This window comes from Pseudomonas sivasensis (assembly GCF_052938085.1).
In genome coordinates, this window is sequence record NZ_CP176442.1 from 2,728,152 (window position 1) to 2,743,598 (window position 15,447).

At 60.4% G+C, this 15,447-nt stretch carries 10 protein-coding genes; 2 read left to right on the forward strand and 8 right to left on the reverse strand.

The genetic code is table 11. The features are described from left to right. Positions 1 to 167: 167 nt before the first annotated feature. On the reverse strand, positions 168 to 2,741 hold the full coding sequence (locus ACKZ62_RS12610; protein WP_447096758.1) for a S8 family peptidase: 2,574 nt from the start codon (positions 2,739 to 2,741) through the stop codon (positions 168 to 170). Positions 2,742 to 2,878: 137 nt separating this feature from the next. Next, positions 2,879 to 3,232: a hypothetical protein gene (locus ACKZ62_RS12615; RefSeq protein WP_032887204.1), complete on the reverse strand. Its 354-nt coding sequence runs from the start codon at positions 3,230 to 3,232 to the stop codon at positions 2,879 to 2,881. Positions 3,233 to 3,733: 501 nt separating this feature from the next. On the opposite strand from ACKZ62_RS12615, the gene ACKZ62_RS12620 reads away from it, so the two are divergent. Then, positions 3,734 to 8,602 (forward strand): NAD-glutamate dehydrogenase, encoded by a 4,869-nt coding sequence (locus tag ACKZ62_RS12620; RefSeq protein WP_032887202.1) that lies wholly within the window; start codon positions 3,734 to 3,736, stop codon positions 8,600 to 8,602. A gap of 196 nt (positions 8,603 to 8,798) precedes the next feature. Here the strand turns inward: ACKZ62_RS12620 and ACKZ62_RS12625 are convergent, their stop codons facing one another. The 3 genes from ACKZ62_RS12625 to ACKZ62_RS12635 all read right to left on the reverse strand — a co-directional run bounded on the left by ACKZ62_RS12625 (position 8,799) and on the right by ACKZ62_RS12635 (position 11,677). Next, on the reverse strand, positions 8,799 to 9,485 hold the full coding sequence (locus ACKZ62_RS12625; protein ID WP_447096759.1) for a GntR family transcriptional regulator: 687 nt from the start codon (positions 9,483 to 9,485) through the stop codon (positions 8,799 to 8,801). Positions 9,486 to 9,501: 16 nt separating this feature from the next. Continuing rightward, positions 9,502 to 10,203, reverse strand: a complete 702-nt coding sequence (locus ACKZ62_RS12630; RefSeq protein WP_095184588.1) for a FadR/GntR family transcriptional regulator — start codon at positions 10,201 to 10,203, stop codon at positions 9,502 to 9,504. A gap of 148 nt (positions 10,204 to 10,351) precedes the next feature. Continuing rightward, positions 10,352 to 11,677 carry a C4-dicarboxylate transporter DctA gene (locus ACKZ62_RS12635; RefSeq protein ID WP_177326439.1) on the reverse strand — a complete coding sequence of 442 codons (1,326 nt, stop codon included), beginning with the start codon at positions 11,675 to 11,677 and terminating at the stop codon, positions 10,352 to 10,354. Between the two features lie 217 nt (positions 11,678 to 11,894). Here ACKZ62_RS12635 and ACKZ62_RS12640 point away from each other — a divergent pair, with 217 nt between their 5' ends. After that, positions 11,895 to 12,524, forward strand: coding sequence for a DNA-3-methyladenine glycosylase I (locus ACKZ62_RS12640; protein ID WP_447096760.1), 630 nt, complete (start codon positions 11,895 to 11,897; stop codon positions 12,522 to 12,524). A 151-nt stretch (positions 12,525 to 12,675) separates the two neighbouring features. Here the strand turns inward: ACKZ62_RS12640 and ACKZ62_RS12645 are convergent, their stop codons facing one another. From ACKZ62_RS12645 to ACKZ62_RS12655, 3 genes are all read right to left on the reverse strand, one after another. Continuing rightward, a complete protein-coding gene (locus ACKZ62_RS12645) occupies positions 12,676 to 13,077 on the reverse strand; it encodes a cupin domain-containing protein (protein ID WP_447096761.1) in 402 nt (133 codons plus the stop codon). Between the two features lie 84 nt (positions 13,078 to 13,161). Further along, a complete protein-coding gene (pdxR, locus tag ACKZ62_RS12650; protein ID WP_095184591.1) occupies positions 13,162 to 14,595 on the reverse strand; it encodes a MocR-like pyridoxine biosynthesis transcription factor PdxR in 1,434 nt (477 codons plus the stop codon). A 70-nt stretch (positions 14,596 to 14,665) separates the two neighbouring features. Continuing rightward, positions 14,666 to 15,433, reverse strand: coding sequence for an SDR family oxidoreductase (locus tag ACKZ62_RS12655; protein WP_032887191.1), 768 nt, complete (start codon positions 15,431 to 15,433; stop codon positions 14,666 to 14,668). Positions 15,434 to 15,447 lie beyond the last annotated feature (14 nt).

Genomic DNA, 15,447 nt, shown 5'->3' on the forward strand with positions numbered 1-15,447 from the left:
GATGAGCCTCTACGTCATGCAGCAAACGTCGGGCTGGGGCGACTACTTTAATGCATGGCGGGGGGTGGCGACTAACGGCGCGCGGGGTATTTTCAGGAAAACTTGTAGGAATTTTGTTTAGGAAGCAGGAATGGGGTGAGCGGGCTTGTCCGCTCACCCCGGATGCTTCAAGGGCATGGCACCCCGATTTTCCATTCTTTGCCCCATTGTGCGGAGTAAAGGTCTGGCGGCTTGTTCTGGCTATAGAAGTTATGTTCGTAGACCTTGTCTTTGTACAAGACTTTCTCCCAGGCGGTCTGGTAGGTCTTGGTCGGCGACCACGCCGGGGTGTTTCTGCAGTCATCGGAGTCCGATGCTGCTTTGACGGTGATCGGCCGGTCCAGCCTTAGCGTACCTCCGCGCCCGTCACTGACCGCCACGCTGATGGTCGCGCGGGTGTCGCTGCTGACCGGGCGGGCGGTCACGCTGAGGGTGCGGGTATTGAGGGCGGTGGCGGTGAGGACGGTTGGGAGCGTCCAAGCGTACGTCATGGGGTCGCCATCCGGGTCGGTGGTGTTGGCGGTGAAATTCACGGTTTTGCCCGATTCGACCGTCTCATCGCCCTGCAGGCTGCCCACCGGCGGCCGGTTGACGGGGGCGCTGGCGTTCACTTTGACAGTGTGGCTGGCACTGGCGCTGGCGCCGCGTGCGTCGGTGACGGTCAATGTGATGCTGCGCGTACCGTCCGTGTTTGGCGCGACGAGCGTAGCGGTCGGCTGCGTCGACGTTGACGGGGTGAAGCCCGATGCGGTCCATGCATAGCGCAGGTCCTGGCCGGTGGACGAAACGCCCGACACTTGCAGCTGCTTGCCGGCTTCAACCGTGGATGGCGCGGTGATCCTGGCGACAACGGGTGATTCGCCACCGCAGGTGCCCAGGCGACGCCACGGTTTGGCGGCGCCGGTTTCAACAAAATTCAGGTCCGGGCGTGCGCCCTGGGACCAGTGCGCGACCTGATAGTTGTAACCGCTGTAGGAGACTTTTTCGCTGACATTGGAGTACGCCTTGGTGGCGGCCCACGCGGCGACGCAGTCACCGACCGGTGGCGTTTCGGTGGCTTTGATCGTGAGGTTTTCGACCAGCGTGATGCTGCGTGTGCCATCGGACACCACCACTGATATCGACGTGCGCGTGTCGACGGGCATCACGGGTGCCGCCAGTGCAATGGTCGGCCCCTCACCGGTCGCGGGCGTGAAACCCGTGGCAGTCCAGCGATACGTCAGCGGTTTGTTGGTGGGTGATTCGGCGTAGACCTGCCCGGTGAATGCTGCGCCCGACTTTACCTCTTCGGGCAGGGCCAGGCGGCCGGTGGGCGGCTGGCCTGCGCCGTCGGCGAGCAGTTTCTTGATTGCTAAATCCAGGTCGGGCTGCACGCCGATCTCGGTGCGATTGCCGTTGGCCTGCGGGTAGCCGGTTTCGACGAGAATTCTGCGCAGTTCCTTGGGCGGGATGTTGCCCAGCCCGTTGGCTCGCGCCACGCCTTGTAACGACGCCATCACCCCGGCAATGATCGGGTTGGCTGACGAGGTGCCGCTGTACGTGTGGCTATAGCCGGTGGTGGGGTTGGAAGCACTCCACGTGGTCGTGGTCACGGAACCGCCCCAGCTGAACACGTCCACCCGGCTGCCGTATTGAGAGAAATACGACCTCAATCCGGTCTTCGGCTCGACGGCGCCGGCATAGACACTGCCGGAGTCGAATATGTTGCGATCGAACCAGCCGTTGAAGTAGGGGTGATCAAGATTGATGTTGCCGTTCGCCGCCGCCAATACCACGTGCAAACCTTTTTCCTCTGTCATGAAGGTGATGATGTCACGGACGGCCTTGCTGTACTCAAGGGGCATGAAGCAATCGGCGGCGCAGCCTACGCCGGGCAATGTCGCATATTTGAAGTGCACGCCTAACTGTACGACGTCGCCTGGACGGGAGCCCTCGGCCAGTTGCAGCAGTCGTGAGTCGCCATATTGGGTGTAGCCCAACTGCGTCTCGGGGACGATGCCGGTGGTTCCGAATCCATTTTCCCTGGAGGCGATGGTGCCGACGCTGGCCGTGTCATGGGCGCCAACGACGGCACCCTGGCTGATTTCCAGAAAAGGCTTAGGCAAGTCCAGATGGTTGTAGGACCAATGACTGATTTCCGAAGAAACTACTCGCATGTTTTCGCCCTTGCCGCCAGGAATTTTCCAGGCTTGCGTAGCATTTACACCGCCTATTCTGTAGGGCGCTAGCGCAGTCCTGTCATACAGATAGCCTTGGCGAGCAGTGTGGTCCGGGATGTCACTACGCAGGCTTTCCATCGCCGGCGTGCCGTTATCGTTTTCCATTCCATCGACCTGCGGCTCGAAGTCGACGTCTTCAATCGCCGGGTCCTGCTTGAGCTTCGCAGCCAGTGCCTGGGCCTGGTCAGGTGTCAGGTGCTGGGTGTCGATAATGTAATAGCGGTCCAGTCGATGCCGCTGCAAGGCCTGAAATGCCTCCAGCGTACGCGTCTTGGAAGGCGGCACCAGCGCCTTGATGTTGGGTACATGGGTCTGGAAGGTACTGGACGGGTCGTAGGTGTCCTGGAAATGCCTCGACGTCGAGCCATCGTCCTTGAGCAGCAGGACCAGATGTGAATAACCAGCGTTGGCAGGCGCTGCCGACAACGCCGAGGAAGCCGCGCCCAAAAGGACGATGGCGAGAAGCTTGCTGATGGATTTCATCGGAGCACCTGTGCAGTCACCGTGATTTCAATCAGCTAAGGCGCAAAACCGAAGGCGGGATACTGTTAGAAATAACAGTCACGACAAACGGTCAATGCCCTCGATCTTGACTGCGCAGGGGGTTGAAGGCCCCGGTTTCAGGCGCGAACGTAGGTGCCAGTGCCCTTGAGGATGTTCTGCAGGGTTGCTTCCACTTCTGCCATATCTGCCACTGCTGTGGCGTGGCTGATCTCCAATTTATCCTTGCCACCGAGGGCGTCGGCATCGCCGGCGGCCAGTTCCACGGTCAGGGTCGTGTCGCTCAGGGTGATTTTCAGGCCATCGAGGGTTGAAGGCCCGTAGTCCCAGGTGAGTTCCACTTCGTCTTCATCGGGGTAGCGGGTCAACATGAACATTTCGCCGTTCTTGCCGTGGCAGCAGAGCATGGCCATGTTGTCTTCTTCGTCGTCGCACGGTGTGGCCATCAGGGCGTCGGTTTTGATTTGCAGCATGGGGAATCCTGTCTGGGGGAGGGCATCGCGTGGGCAATTGTGCCATTGCCGCGAATTTTGTGCTTCTTCCTGTGTCAGACTCAGGGCATGACCTGGCATGGAGAATCAGTCATTTTCGACACTCACCCCCGAACAAATAGGCGGTTTTTTCACCCGAAATCACGGGTTGCCCAAGTTGCAACCGCGAGCCTGCTTACCGATGACCGAATATGTCGCAGCTTCGCAAGCAGCGCGCTTCCCTCAGTCGTTAAGCTGCGCAACGGATGCAGCTCTCGTTCCACAGCCTGCCAGGCGTCTGACCTGCCCGTCGTACCGTCACCCGGCAGGGTGCGCATCTTATGGAAGTTGTATGTGACCTCATTGTCTTGTCCAGCTTCACCCTCCTGTCATCCTGATTCGTCTATGGTGCTTTAGTTACCGGCGAACAGAGCTGACGGTCTCCCCGCAAGGGGATAACACGCGACGCTTCCATCAATAACAAGCCCAAGCGGAGTACCACAGATGGCGTTCTTCACCGCAGCCAGCAAGGCCGACTTCCAGCATCAACTGCAAGCGGCACTGGCGCAGCACATCAGCGAACAGGCACTGCCACAAGTGGCGCTGTTCGCTGAACAATTCTTCGGCATCATTTCCCTGGACGAACTGACCCAGCGTCGCCTTTCCGACCTGGCCGGTTGCACCCTGTCTGCCTGGCGCCTGCTTGAGCGCTTTGATCACACCCAGCCACAAGTGCGGGTCTACAACCCCGATTACGAACGTCATGGCTGGCAGTCGACCCATACCGCGGTCGAAGTGCTGCACCATGACCTGCCGTTTCTGGTGGACTCGGTGCGTACCGAGCTGAACCGTCGCGGCTACAGCATTCACACCCTGCAAACCACCGTGCTGAGTGTGCGTCGTGGCAGCAAAGGCGAGTTGCTGGAAATCCTGCCGAAAGGCACGCAGGGCGACGACATCCAGCAAGAATCGCTGATGTACCTGGAAATCGACCGCTGCGCCAACGCCGCCGAACTGAACGTGCTGAGCAAAGAGCTTGAGCAGGTTCTGGGTGAAGTGCGCGTGGCCGTGGCCGATTTTGAACCGATGAAAGCCAAGGTCCAGGACCTGCTGGCCGGTATCGACGCCAGCCAGTTCGGCATCGATGGCGAAGAAAAAGCCGAGATCAAGAACTTCCTGGAGTGGCTAGTGGGCAACCACTTCACCTTCCTGGGCTATGAAGAATTCGTGGTACGTGACGAGGCGGACGGTGGTCATATTCAATATGACGCCAGTTCCTTCCTCGGTCTGACCAAGCTGCTGCGTGCTGGCCTCACCGCCGATGACCTGCGCATCGAAGACTACGCTGTGTCTTACCTGCGTGAACCGACCGTGCTGTCGTTCGCCAAGGCTGCGCACCCAAGCCGTGTTCACCGCCCGGCCTACCCGGACTACGTGTCGATCCGCGAGATCGATGCCGACGGCAAGGTCATCAAGGAACATCGCTTCATGGGCTTGTACACCTCGTCGGTGTATGGCGAAAGCGTGCGAGTCATTCCGTACATTCGTCGCAAAGTGGCCGAAATCGAACGCCGTTCGGGCTTCCAGGCCAAGGCGCACTTGGGCAAGGAGCTTGCCCAGGTCGTTGAAGTACTGCCCCGTGACGACCTGTTCCAGACCCCGGTCGACGAGCTGTTCAGCACTGTGATGTCGATTGTGCAGATTCAGGAACGCAACAAGATCCGCGTGTTCCTGCGCAAAGACCCGTACGGTCGTTTCTGCTACTGCCTGGCCTATGTGCCGCGCGACATCTATTCCACCGAAGTGCGCCAGAAGATCCAGCAAGTGCTGATGGATCGCCTGAAAGCCTCGGACTGCGAGTTCTGGACCTTCTTCTCCGAGTCCGTACTGGCCCGTGTCCAGTTGATTCTGCGGGTAGACCCCAAGAACCGCCTCGACATCGACCCGCTGCAACTGGAAAAAGAAGTGGTGCAGGCCTGCCGCAGCTGGCAGGACGACTACTCCAGCCTGGTGGTGGAAAGCTTCGGCGAAGCCCAGGGCACCAATGTGCTGGCGGACTTCCCGAAAGGCTTCCCGGCCGGCTACCGCGAGCGTTTTGCCGCGCATTCAGCCGTCGTCGACATGCAGCACCTCAACAGCCTGACCGAAGCCAACCCGCTGGTGATGAGCTTCTATCAGCCACTGGGCCAGGTCTCCGGCCAACGCGAGCTGCATTGCAAGCTCTACCACGCCGACACCCCGCTGGCGCTGTCCGACGTACTGCCGATCCTGGAAAACCTCGGCCTGCGCGTGTTGGGTGAATTCCCTTACCGACTGCGCCACGCCAATGGCCGTGAGTTCTGGATCCATGATTTTGCGTTCATCGCCGCCGAAGGCGTGAACCTGGATATCCAGCAGCTCAACGACACCCTGCAAGATGCGTTCGTGCACATCGTCCACGGCGATGCCGAGAACGATGCGTTCAACCGTCTGGTGCTGACCGCCGGCCTGCCATGGCGCGACGTCGCGCTGCTGCGTGCCTACGCCCGTTACCTGAAGCAGATCCGCCTGGGCTTCGACTTGGGTTATATCGCCAGCACCCTGAACAACCACACCGACATCGCCCGCGAGTTGACCCGGTTGTTCAAAACCCGCTTCTACCTGGCGCGCAAGCTCACCGCCGATGACCTTGAAGACAAGCAGCAACGCTTGGAGCAAGCGATCCTCACGGCCCTGGACGACGTTCAGGTGCTCAACGAAGACCGCATCCTGCGTCGCTACCTGGACCTGATCAAGGCCACCCTGCGTACCAACTTCTACCAGACCGACGCCAACGGCCAGAACAAGTCGTACTTCAGCTTCAAGTTCGACCCGCGCGCCATTCCCGAGCTGCCTAAGCCGGTGCCGAAGTTTGAAATCTTCGTGTACTCGCCACGGGTCGAAGGCGTGCACCTGCGCTTTGGTAACGTCGCTCGCGGCGGCCTGCGCTGGTCTGACCGTGAAGAAGACTTCCGCACAGAAGTGCTCGGCCTGGTAAAAGCCCAGCAAGTGAAGAACTCGGTGATCGTACCGGTGGGCGCCAAGGGCGGCTTCCTGCCGCGTCGCCTGCCACTGGGCGGCACGCGGGATGAAATCGCGGCCGAGGGTATTGCCTGCTACCGCATCTTCATTTCGGGCCTGTTGGACATTACCGACAACCTCAAGGACGGCGCCCTGGTGCCGCCGGCCAACGTCGTGCGTCATGACGACGATGACCCGTACCTCGTCGTCGCAGCGGACAAGGGCACCGCGACCTTCTCCGACATCGCCAACGGCATCGCCATCGACTACGGCTTCTGGCTGGGTGATGCGTTCGCATCCGGTGGTTCCGCCGGTTACGACCACAAGAAAATGGGCATCACCGCCAAGGGCGCGTGGGTCGGTGTGCAGCGTCATTTCCGTGAGCGCGGCATCAACGTGCAGGAAGACAGCATCACCGTGGTGGGCGTCGGCGATATGGCCGGTGACGTGTTCGGTAACGGCCTGTTGATGTCCGACAAGCTGCAACTGGTCGCAGCCTTCAACCACCTGCACATCTTCATCGATCCAAACCCGAACCCGGCGACCAGCTTCGTCGAGCGTCAGCGTATGTTCGAGCTGCCGCGTTCGGCCTGGACCGACTACGACACCAGCATCATGTCCGAAGGCGGCGGTATCTTCTCGCGCAGCGCGAAGAGCATTGCCATCTCGCCGCAGATGAAAGAACGCTTCGACATCTCGGCCGACAAGCTGACCCCGACCGAACTACTGAACGCCTTGCTCAAGGCGCCGGTGGACCTGTTGTGGAACGGCGGTATCGGTACGTACGTCAAGGCCAGCACCGAAAGCCACGCCGATGTCGGCGACAAGGCCAACGACGCGCTGCGCGTCAACGGCAACGAACTGCGCTGCAAGGTGGTGGGCGAGGGCGGTAACCTCGGCATGACCCAGCTGGGTCGTGTGGAATTCGGCCTCAATGGAGGCGGTTCCAACACCGACTTCATCGACAACGCCGGTGGTGTGGACTGCTCCGACCACGAAGTGAACATCAAAATCCTGCTCAACGAAGTGGTGCAGGCCGGTGACATGACCGACAAGCAACGCAACCAGTTGCTGGCGAGCATGACCGACGAAGTCGGCAACCTGGTGTTGGGCAACAACTATAAGCAAACCCAGGCCCTGTCCCTGGCTGCCCGCAAGGCTTACGAGCGAGCAGCCGAGTACAAACGCTTGATGAGCGACCTGGAAGGCCGTGGCAAGCTGGACCGCGCCATCGAGTACCTGCCGACCGAGGAGCAGCTCGCCGAGCGCGCCGCCAACGGCAAGGGCTTGACCCGTCCGGAACTGTCGGTGCTGATCTCGTACAGCAAGATCGACCTCAAGGAAGCATTGCTCAAGTCCCTGGTGCCAGATGACGAGTACCTGACCCGTGACATGGAGACCGCGTTCCCACCGAGCCTGGTCGCCAAGTTCGGCGAGGCCATGCGTCGTCACCGCCTGAAGCGTGAGATCGTCAGCACCCAGATCGCCAACGACCTGGTTAACCACATGGGCATCACCTTCGTTCAACGACTCAAAGAGTCGACCGGCATGAGCCCGGCGAACGTGGCCGGCGCTTATGTGATCGTGCGCGACATCTTCCACCTCCCGCACTGGTTCCGCCAGATCGAAGCCCTGGACCACCAGGTCTCCGCTGACGTGCAATTGCAGTTGATGGATGAGCTGATGCGCCTGGGCCGTCGCGCTACGCGCTGGTTCCTACGCAGCCGTCGCAACGAGCAGGACGCTGGGCGTGACACCGCGCACTTCGGTCCGCATCTGGCCGCACTGGGCCTCAAGCTCGACGAACTGCTGGAAGGACCGACCCGCGAAGGCTGGCAGAAACGCTATCAGGCTTACACCGAAGCGGGCGTGCCGGAGTTGTTGGCGCGTATGGTTGCAGGCACTACTCACCTGTACACCCTGCTGCCAATCATCGAAGCCGCTGACGTAACCGGGCATGACGCCGCCGAAGTGGCCAAGGCCTACTTCGCCGTAGGCAGCGCTCTGGACTTGCCATGGTACCTGCAGCAGATCAGCGATCTGCCAGTGGCCAACAACTGGCAGGCTGCGGCTCGCGAAGCGTTCCGCGACGACGTGGACTGGCAGCAACGGGCGATTACCATTTCTGTCCTGCAAATGGCCGACGCGCCACAAGACATGGAAGCCCGCGTGGCCCTGTGGCTTGAGCAGCACAAGGACATGGCGGATCGTTGGGTGGCCATGATGGTGGAGATTCGTGCTGCGGTCGGTACGGACTACGCCATGTATGCGGTCGCCAACCGTGAGTTGCTGGACTTGGCCTTGAGTGGGCCGTCGGTGCTGCAACCGGCTTGATTTAGCGCCTGAAACAAAAGCCCCTGCATTGTGAGATGCAGGGGCTTTTTGTTGGAATGCCCTTTATCAAACACCCCAAAAACTGTGGGAGGGGGCTTGCCCCCGATAGCAGAGTGTCAGCCAGCCTCTTCATGACTGGCCCACCGCTATCGGGGGCAAGCCCCCTCCCACATTTTTATCTCGTTTTATCTGGAGATTAATGGTGTTTCAGCAACTTGGCTTCCAGGTGATCCAGGTGTTGGGTCATCAGGGTCACTGCGGTGCTTGAGTCGCGTTGCTCCACCGCATCCACAATCGCCACGTGCTCCTGCCACGCGCAATACGTGCAGGCTTTTGCTTCGAATTGGGCAATGATCAACGACGTCAACGGCACCAGGCTGTTGAGGAACTGCGCCAACGGACCATTCCCCGCCATCACCGCCAGTTGCAGGTGAAACTCCCCCGACAAGCGAATCGCCGGCCCACGCTGGTCGCGTTCAATGCACTCGCGTTCGCGAGCAATCAACTCGCGCAGTTGGCGTATCTGCGTCGCCGTGGCCTGGGCACACGCCAGTTGCACCACGGTGATTTCGGTCATGCGCCGTGCTTCGAGGATCTGCCGCGTCTGCTGTGCGTCCGGTGCCGCTACTTGAGCGCGCTGGTTGGGACGCAGGATGATCACTTGCTGATGAGACAGCTTGGCCAATACGCGGCGAATCACACTGCGGCTCACGCCAAAGGTTTCACCCAGGCTTTCTTCTGTAAAGCGGCTGGCCGGGGCGATGCGTTGTTCGAGGATCGCGTCGAACAGCCGTGGGTAGATGTCATCCATCGTTGGCTTTTTACCGGCTACCAGGCGCAGGGCGGGGAGGAAGGGCTCGCGGTGCAGGGCGTGGGCGGTCATGGTCGTCTCCAAAAAGTCAGCTGCCCAGATGGTCGTCCGGGATGTTCAAGCGAATGCCCATGCGCAGGCCTTCCTGGAGGATGTGCTTGCGCATTTCTGCGCTGGCCAGGGCGCTGTTCTTGTTGCGGATGGCGCGCACCACCGCGTCGTTTTCCTGCAGGCGCTCGGCCAAGTGTTCAGGAGAGTTGCGCAGAACCTGGGCGCTTTGCTTGAGGGCGTTGCTGGTCTGTTGCACCACGTTCTGGAAAATCGGGTTGGACGTTAGCGCAAAGAGTTCTTCGTGAAAGCCGATGTAGGCGTTCATGCCTGCTTCGGCGTCACCAGCGTCGAGCGCCTCGCGCATGTCCATTAGGGTCAAGCGCAATTGGCCGACTTCCTTGCTGCTGATGGACTGGGCCACAAGGCCGACGATGAAGGGTTCGAGGGTGTAGCGCAGTTGCAGGAGGTCTTCGAGACTGGCGTCGGCCACGGCGTCGCTGGATTGGGGTTCACTGACGCTGGTTTCGAGCACGACCACGCCTTTGCCGGGCATGGAGCGCACCAGGCCGAGGGTTTCCAGCACGATCACCGCTTCGCGCAGGCTGGGGCGGCTGATGCCCATCTGTTCGGCCAGTTCGCGCTGGCCGGGCAACATTTCGCCCCGGCGCCACTGACCTCGCGCCAGGGCGGCGCGGAGTTTTTCTACGACTGAATTGACGACCGTTGAGGTGCTGATCACGTCGATACTTCCTTAATGTTGCTAATACAGTCATGTGGGAGGGGGCTTGCCCTCGATGGCGGTGGATCAGTTACAGATCTATCAACTGACCGTCCTCATCGGGGGCAAGCCCCCTCCCACATTAGCCAGTGTTGCCCATGAGACAGCGTTAGAATTCCTGGTGGGCCGGCAGCACCGGTTTCTTGGCCTGGAAGGCATACCCTTGCTGGCCGTCCAATACCTTGTTGGCGCGCTGGATATCGATGTCTTTTTCCCAGCGTGCGATGGCCACGGTGGCGACGCAGTTGCCGATCAGGTTAGTCAGTGCGCGGCCGATGCCCATGAACCAATCCACCGCCAATACCAGCACCAGGCCCACTACCGGAATCGCCGGGATTGCTGTCAGCGTTGCCGCCAGAATCACCAGCGCAGAGCCGGGAATCCCGTGGGCGCCTTTGGAGGTGATCAACGACACGAGCAGGATGGTCAGCAAGTCAGTCATCGACAGCGGCGTGCCGGTGGCGTTGGCGATAAACACGATGGCCAGGGTCAGGTAGATCGAGAAACCGTCGAGGTTGAACGAATACCCCGTTGGAATCACCAGGCCCACGGTGGAGCTACCAATGCCCAGGTGTTCGAGTTTGCGCATGACCTGCGGCAGCACGGCATCGGAGGAGGCGGTCCCCATCACGATCAGCAGTTCTTCGCGCAGGTACTTAAGCAGCGGCAGCATGCGCAGGCCTGACAGGCGCATTACCAGGCCCAGGATCAGTCCGACGAAGGCAAAGCAGGTCAGGTAGAACAGGCCAACCAGGCTGCCCAGGTGTTGCAGGGAGTCCAGGCCGTAAGTGCTGGTGGTGAAGGCAATCGCGCCGAACACACCGATTGGCGCCAGGCGCACGATCATGCCCATGATGCGGAAGATCACGTGGCTAAGCTCATTGATCAGCCGTGTGATGCCTGAGGCCGCTTCGCCCACCAGGTTCAGCGCGCTGCCAAACAGCACCGAGAACAGCAGCACTTGCAGCACGTTGTTGTCGGCAAAGGCGCCGATCACCGAGTTGGGGATCAGGTCCATCAGGAACTGGCTGGTGCCCTTGATGTGCTGGCCCTTGTCGGCCAGTTCATTGAGGCCGGCGGAGGAGAGCTGCTCCAGGTGGATATTGGCACCTTGTCCGATACCGGTGCTGAAGGCCATGACCAGGCCGATTACCAGGGCGATGGTGGTGAGGATTTCAAAGTAGATCACCGACTTGAGGCCGATTCGTCCGACTTTCTTCAAGTCGCCGGCGCCGGAAATGCCACTGACCACGACGCAGAACACGATCAGGCCAATCAGCATTTTGATCAGCTTGATAAAGCCGTCACCCAGGGGTTTGAGTTGCGAGGAGAATTCGGGAAGGGCCAGGCCGCAGATGATGCCAAGCATCAGGCCAATTACGACTTGCAGGAAAATCGAACGCGAGCACCATCTGAGCATGGGAGGGATCTCTATTCGGTGCCCTGGTGGTTCCAGGGCTTAATTGTTGTGGTCATACCGGTAAGTCCAGTGCGGGGCCAGTCTACGCCGGGTTTTTTCGAAATCACAAGTCATTATTGGTTGATTGACAAGTTCCGGTCTGACCAGTTGGTCGCTGAGGGCGATGCTTGAGCGGTTGGCGGGCTGGAAAAATTTTCGTCTATCATCCGCCGCTCGGCTTATGAGGTGATGGATGGACACTCCAGGATTGATCACTGACGCAGCGGGCCACACCCATTGCAGCTGGCGCACCTCGGCGCCGGAATATCCGCGTTACCACGACCAGGAATGGGGTGTGCCGGTGGCGGACGATGTCCAGCTGTACGAGAAAATTTGCCTGGAAGGCTTTCAGGCGGGGATGGCGTGGATCACCATATTGCGCAAGCGCGAGCAGTTTCGTGCGGCGTTCGAGGGCTTTGATTTTCGTCGGGTGGCGCAGTACGGCGAGGCTGATATAGAGCGGCTGATGCAGGATCCGGGGATTGTGCGTAACCGGGCCAAGATCGTGTCCACCATCAACAACGCGCGCAGGGCCTGTGAGCTGGTGGATGAAACCGGATCGCTGGCGCGGTGGTTGTGGGCGTTCGAGCCGGGTGATGAAGAGCGCCCGGCGGTGGTGGACCTGGCTTACTGGACGGGCAACCCCACCTCACCGGCCTCGGTGCGACTGTCCAAGGCCCTTAAAAAACGTGGCTGGACCTTTGTAGGTCCGACCACGATGTATGCGCTGATGCAGGCGATGGGGATGGTCAATGATCACCTTGAGGGCTGTGCGTGCCGGTCAAGGATCGAAGAACTGCGCTGCCTATTCAAACGCCCCTAGTCCCTGACTCAACGCGGTCAAAACTGTGGGAGGGGGCTTGCTCCCGATAGCGCTAGTTCAGCCAAATGGGTGTCGTGACCCACTGCTATCGGGAGCAAGCCCCCTCACACATTTAGCGACCGCCCATACTTCTGATGGTTGTCTTAGCTGATCATTTTGGAAGAGGGGTCAGCACATCGGCCTTGTCATCCAACACCATCACCACCAGCAACTTCGCCGGCTGGGTCTGGCTGGCATTGCTGGATTCAAAGTGCCGCGAACCCGCGGGCTCGTAGAACGATTCGCCGACCTTGTAGGTTATCGCTTTCTCATCATTGACCCGCGAAGTGATCGCGCCCTCCAGCACATAGGCCACCGCCGTCCCCGTATGGCTATGGGGAACGGTGGCCTGGCCGGGGGCGTAATCAACGGTGAGCATGATGGTTTTCTTGCCGGGCACGTTGGTCAGGGCGTGCTCCTGCAGCACCTTGATCGACTCCTGGTTGTACACCGGTTCGTGGGCAAAGGCGCTGAGTGAAGCGAGCATCAGGGTGGTGGCGAGCAGGCGTTTCATGTTCGGGTTTCCGAGTAGTTCGAGACCTGTCCACCCTACGCCGCAGAACCTGGCCGACCAATGACCAATCCGCCGGAAAAGCCCCTAGCCAATCTGTTTGAGAATGTCGCGCACCTTGTCCAGCGCCGGGTCTATATCCAGGGTTTCGATGGCGCCGAATCCAATAATCAGCCCAGGGCGCACCGGTGCGTCGTGGAAGAACACATCAAGCGGGTATAAACCCACTTCGGCCTCACGTGCCAATGTCATCAGCAACGGAATGCTCAACGGCACCTTGCACAGCGCCGCCATATGAAACCCCGCCACGGTGGGCACGGCTTCGAACCACGGCGACAAATCCCCGGCCAGTCGTTGCAGGATGCGCTCACGACGCCCGGCATATACGGAGTGGCAGCGGCGGATGTGTTTGAGCAGGTAGCCTTCGCTGATGAACTTGGCCAGCGCCCATTGCGGCAAGGTGGAGCTGTGCTGGTCGGTCAATTGCTTGGCCTTGAGTACCGCGCCGTGGATCGCCGGCGGCAGCACCAGATAGCCCAGGCGCAGTTCGGGCAGCAGGGTTTTGGAGAACGTGCCGACGTAAGTGACTACGCCGCGGGTGTCCATGCTTTGCAGGGAATCGGTGGGGCGGCCTTCGTAGCGGAATTCACTGTCGTAGTCGTCCTCGATGATGATCGCCCCCAAGTCGAAGGCGCGGACCAGCAAGGCTTCACGGCGCGCCAGGCTCATGGGCATGCCGAGGGGGAACTGGTGAGAGGGGGTCACATAGATCAAGCGGGTGCCGTCGGGGATCTGATCCACCTGAATGCCTTGGTCATCCACTGGCACACTGGCGACGCGGGCGCCCATCGCCTGAAACAACTGGCGTGCGGGGCTGTAGCCAGGGTCTTCCATGGCGACGATGCTGCCTGGTTCCAGCACCACGCGGGCCAGCAGGTCCAGCCCCTGTTGCGCGCCATTGGTGACCACGATGTCGTCATCGCGGCATTTGACGCCTCGGGAAAAGGCGATATGCCCGGCGATGGCACTGCGCAGTGCCGGCAAGCCTTCGGGTTGGCTGTAGAAGCCGCTGTTCTGGGCAATGCGGCGCAGGGCGTCCTGGGTGCAGCGTCGCCATTCGTCTTGTGGGAACTGATTGCGGCTGGTGGCGCCGCCGAGAAATTCGTAGCGCAGGAGGTTGTCGCGTGTGGGGTGGCGCATCGGCGAGGGCAGCGCCTGCCATTTAGCCAGGTTGTTGGCGCAGGCCAGGTCGGTGGCAGTTTGCAGGCGATCCGCAGGGGGCGCCCAAGCGTTAACGAAGGTGCCACGACCGATCTTTCCCACCAGCAAGCCTTCATAGGTCAACGTGGCGTAGGTATCGGACACGGTCTTGCGCGATACGCCCAACTGCTCGGCCAGCAGGCGACTGGGCGGCAGTTGCGCGCCTGCCGCGAGACGCCCGGCCGCAATGGCTTCGCGCAATTGCTGATAAAGCTGAGCCGCCAGGTCCTTGCGGCCTTTGATGACGATGTGCAGTTCCATGTTTCACTCTGAGACAAATCGATCTACGCCAAGGTTACGCGTAAATCGATCTGTAGAAACCCGGGCGAAGTCAGGAGAGGAAACCACCGTCTACATTCAGCGACACACCGGTGGTGTAGCTGGACGCGTCACTCGCCAGAAACAGCACCGCGCCGGCCATCTCGCTTGGGTCGGCCACACGCTTGAGCGGGATCTGCGCCAGGGCCATTTTCAGGATCGCATCGTTTTTCACCAGCGCCGAGGCGAACTTGGTGTCCGTCAGGCCCGGCAGCAGGGCGTTGCAACGGATGCCGAACTCAGCGCATTCCTTGGCGAACACTTTGGTCATGTTGATCACCGCGGCCTTGGTCACCGAGTAGATGCCTTGGAAGACACCCGGCGAGATGCCGTTGATTGAGGCCACGTTGATGATGCTGCCGCCGCCGTTTTCGCGCATCAGCTTGCCGGCTTCCACCGACATGAAGAAGTAGCCGCGAATATTCACGTCAACGGTCTTCTGGAACGCGCCCAGATCGGTGTCCAGCACGTTGCAGAACTGCGGGTTGGTGGCTGCGTTGTTGACCAGAATATCCAGGCGGCCGAACTGCTCGCGAATGCCGGCGAACACCTGGCTAATCTGCTCCATTTCACCAATATGGCAGGCAACCGCAGTAGCCTTGCCGCCGTCGGCGATGATTGCGTCGGCCACATGCTGGCAGCCTTCTAGCTTGCGGCTGGAGACGATCACATGGGCGCCTTGCTGGGCCAGCAACTTGGCGATGGCCTCACCGATGCCACGGCTGGCGCCGGAGACAAACGCAATTTTGCCGTCGAGGTCGAACAGATGAGTCTTGGACATGGGGGTTCCTTGTT

Coding starts and splice junctions, on each gene's coding strand:
- ACKZ62_RS12610 (WP_447096758.1), bottom strand. CDS start 2,741: ATGAAATCCATCAGCAAGCTTCTCGCCATCGTCCTTTTGGGCGCGGCT.
- ACKZ62_RS12615 (WP_032887204.1), bottom strand. CDS start 3,232: ATGCTGCAAATCAAAACCGACGCCCTGATGGCCACACCGTGCGACGAC.
- ACKZ62_RS12620 (WP_032887202.1), top strand. CDS start 3,734: ATGGCGTTCTTCACCGCAGCCAGCAAGGCCGACTTCCAGCATCAACTG.
- ACKZ62_RS12625 (WP_447096759.1), bottom strand. CDS start 9,485: ATGACCGCCCACGCCCTGCACCGCGAGCCCTTCCTCCCCGCCCTGCGC.
- ACKZ62_RS12640 (WP_447096760.1), top strand. CDS start 11,895: ATGGACACTCCAGGATTGATCACTGACGCAGCGGGCCACACCCATTGC.
- ACKZ62_RS12645 (WP_447096761.1), bottom strand. CDS start 13,077: ATGAAACGCCTGCTCGCCACCACCCTGATGCTCGCTTCACTCAGCGCC.
- pdxR (WP_095184591.1), bottom strand. CDS start 14,595: ATGGAACTGCACATCGTCATCAAAGGCCGCAAGGACCTGGCGGCTCAG.
- ACKZ62_RS12655 (WP_032887191.1), bottom strand. CDS start 15,433: ATGTCCAAGACTCATCTGTTCGACCTCGACGGCAAAATTGCGTTTGTC.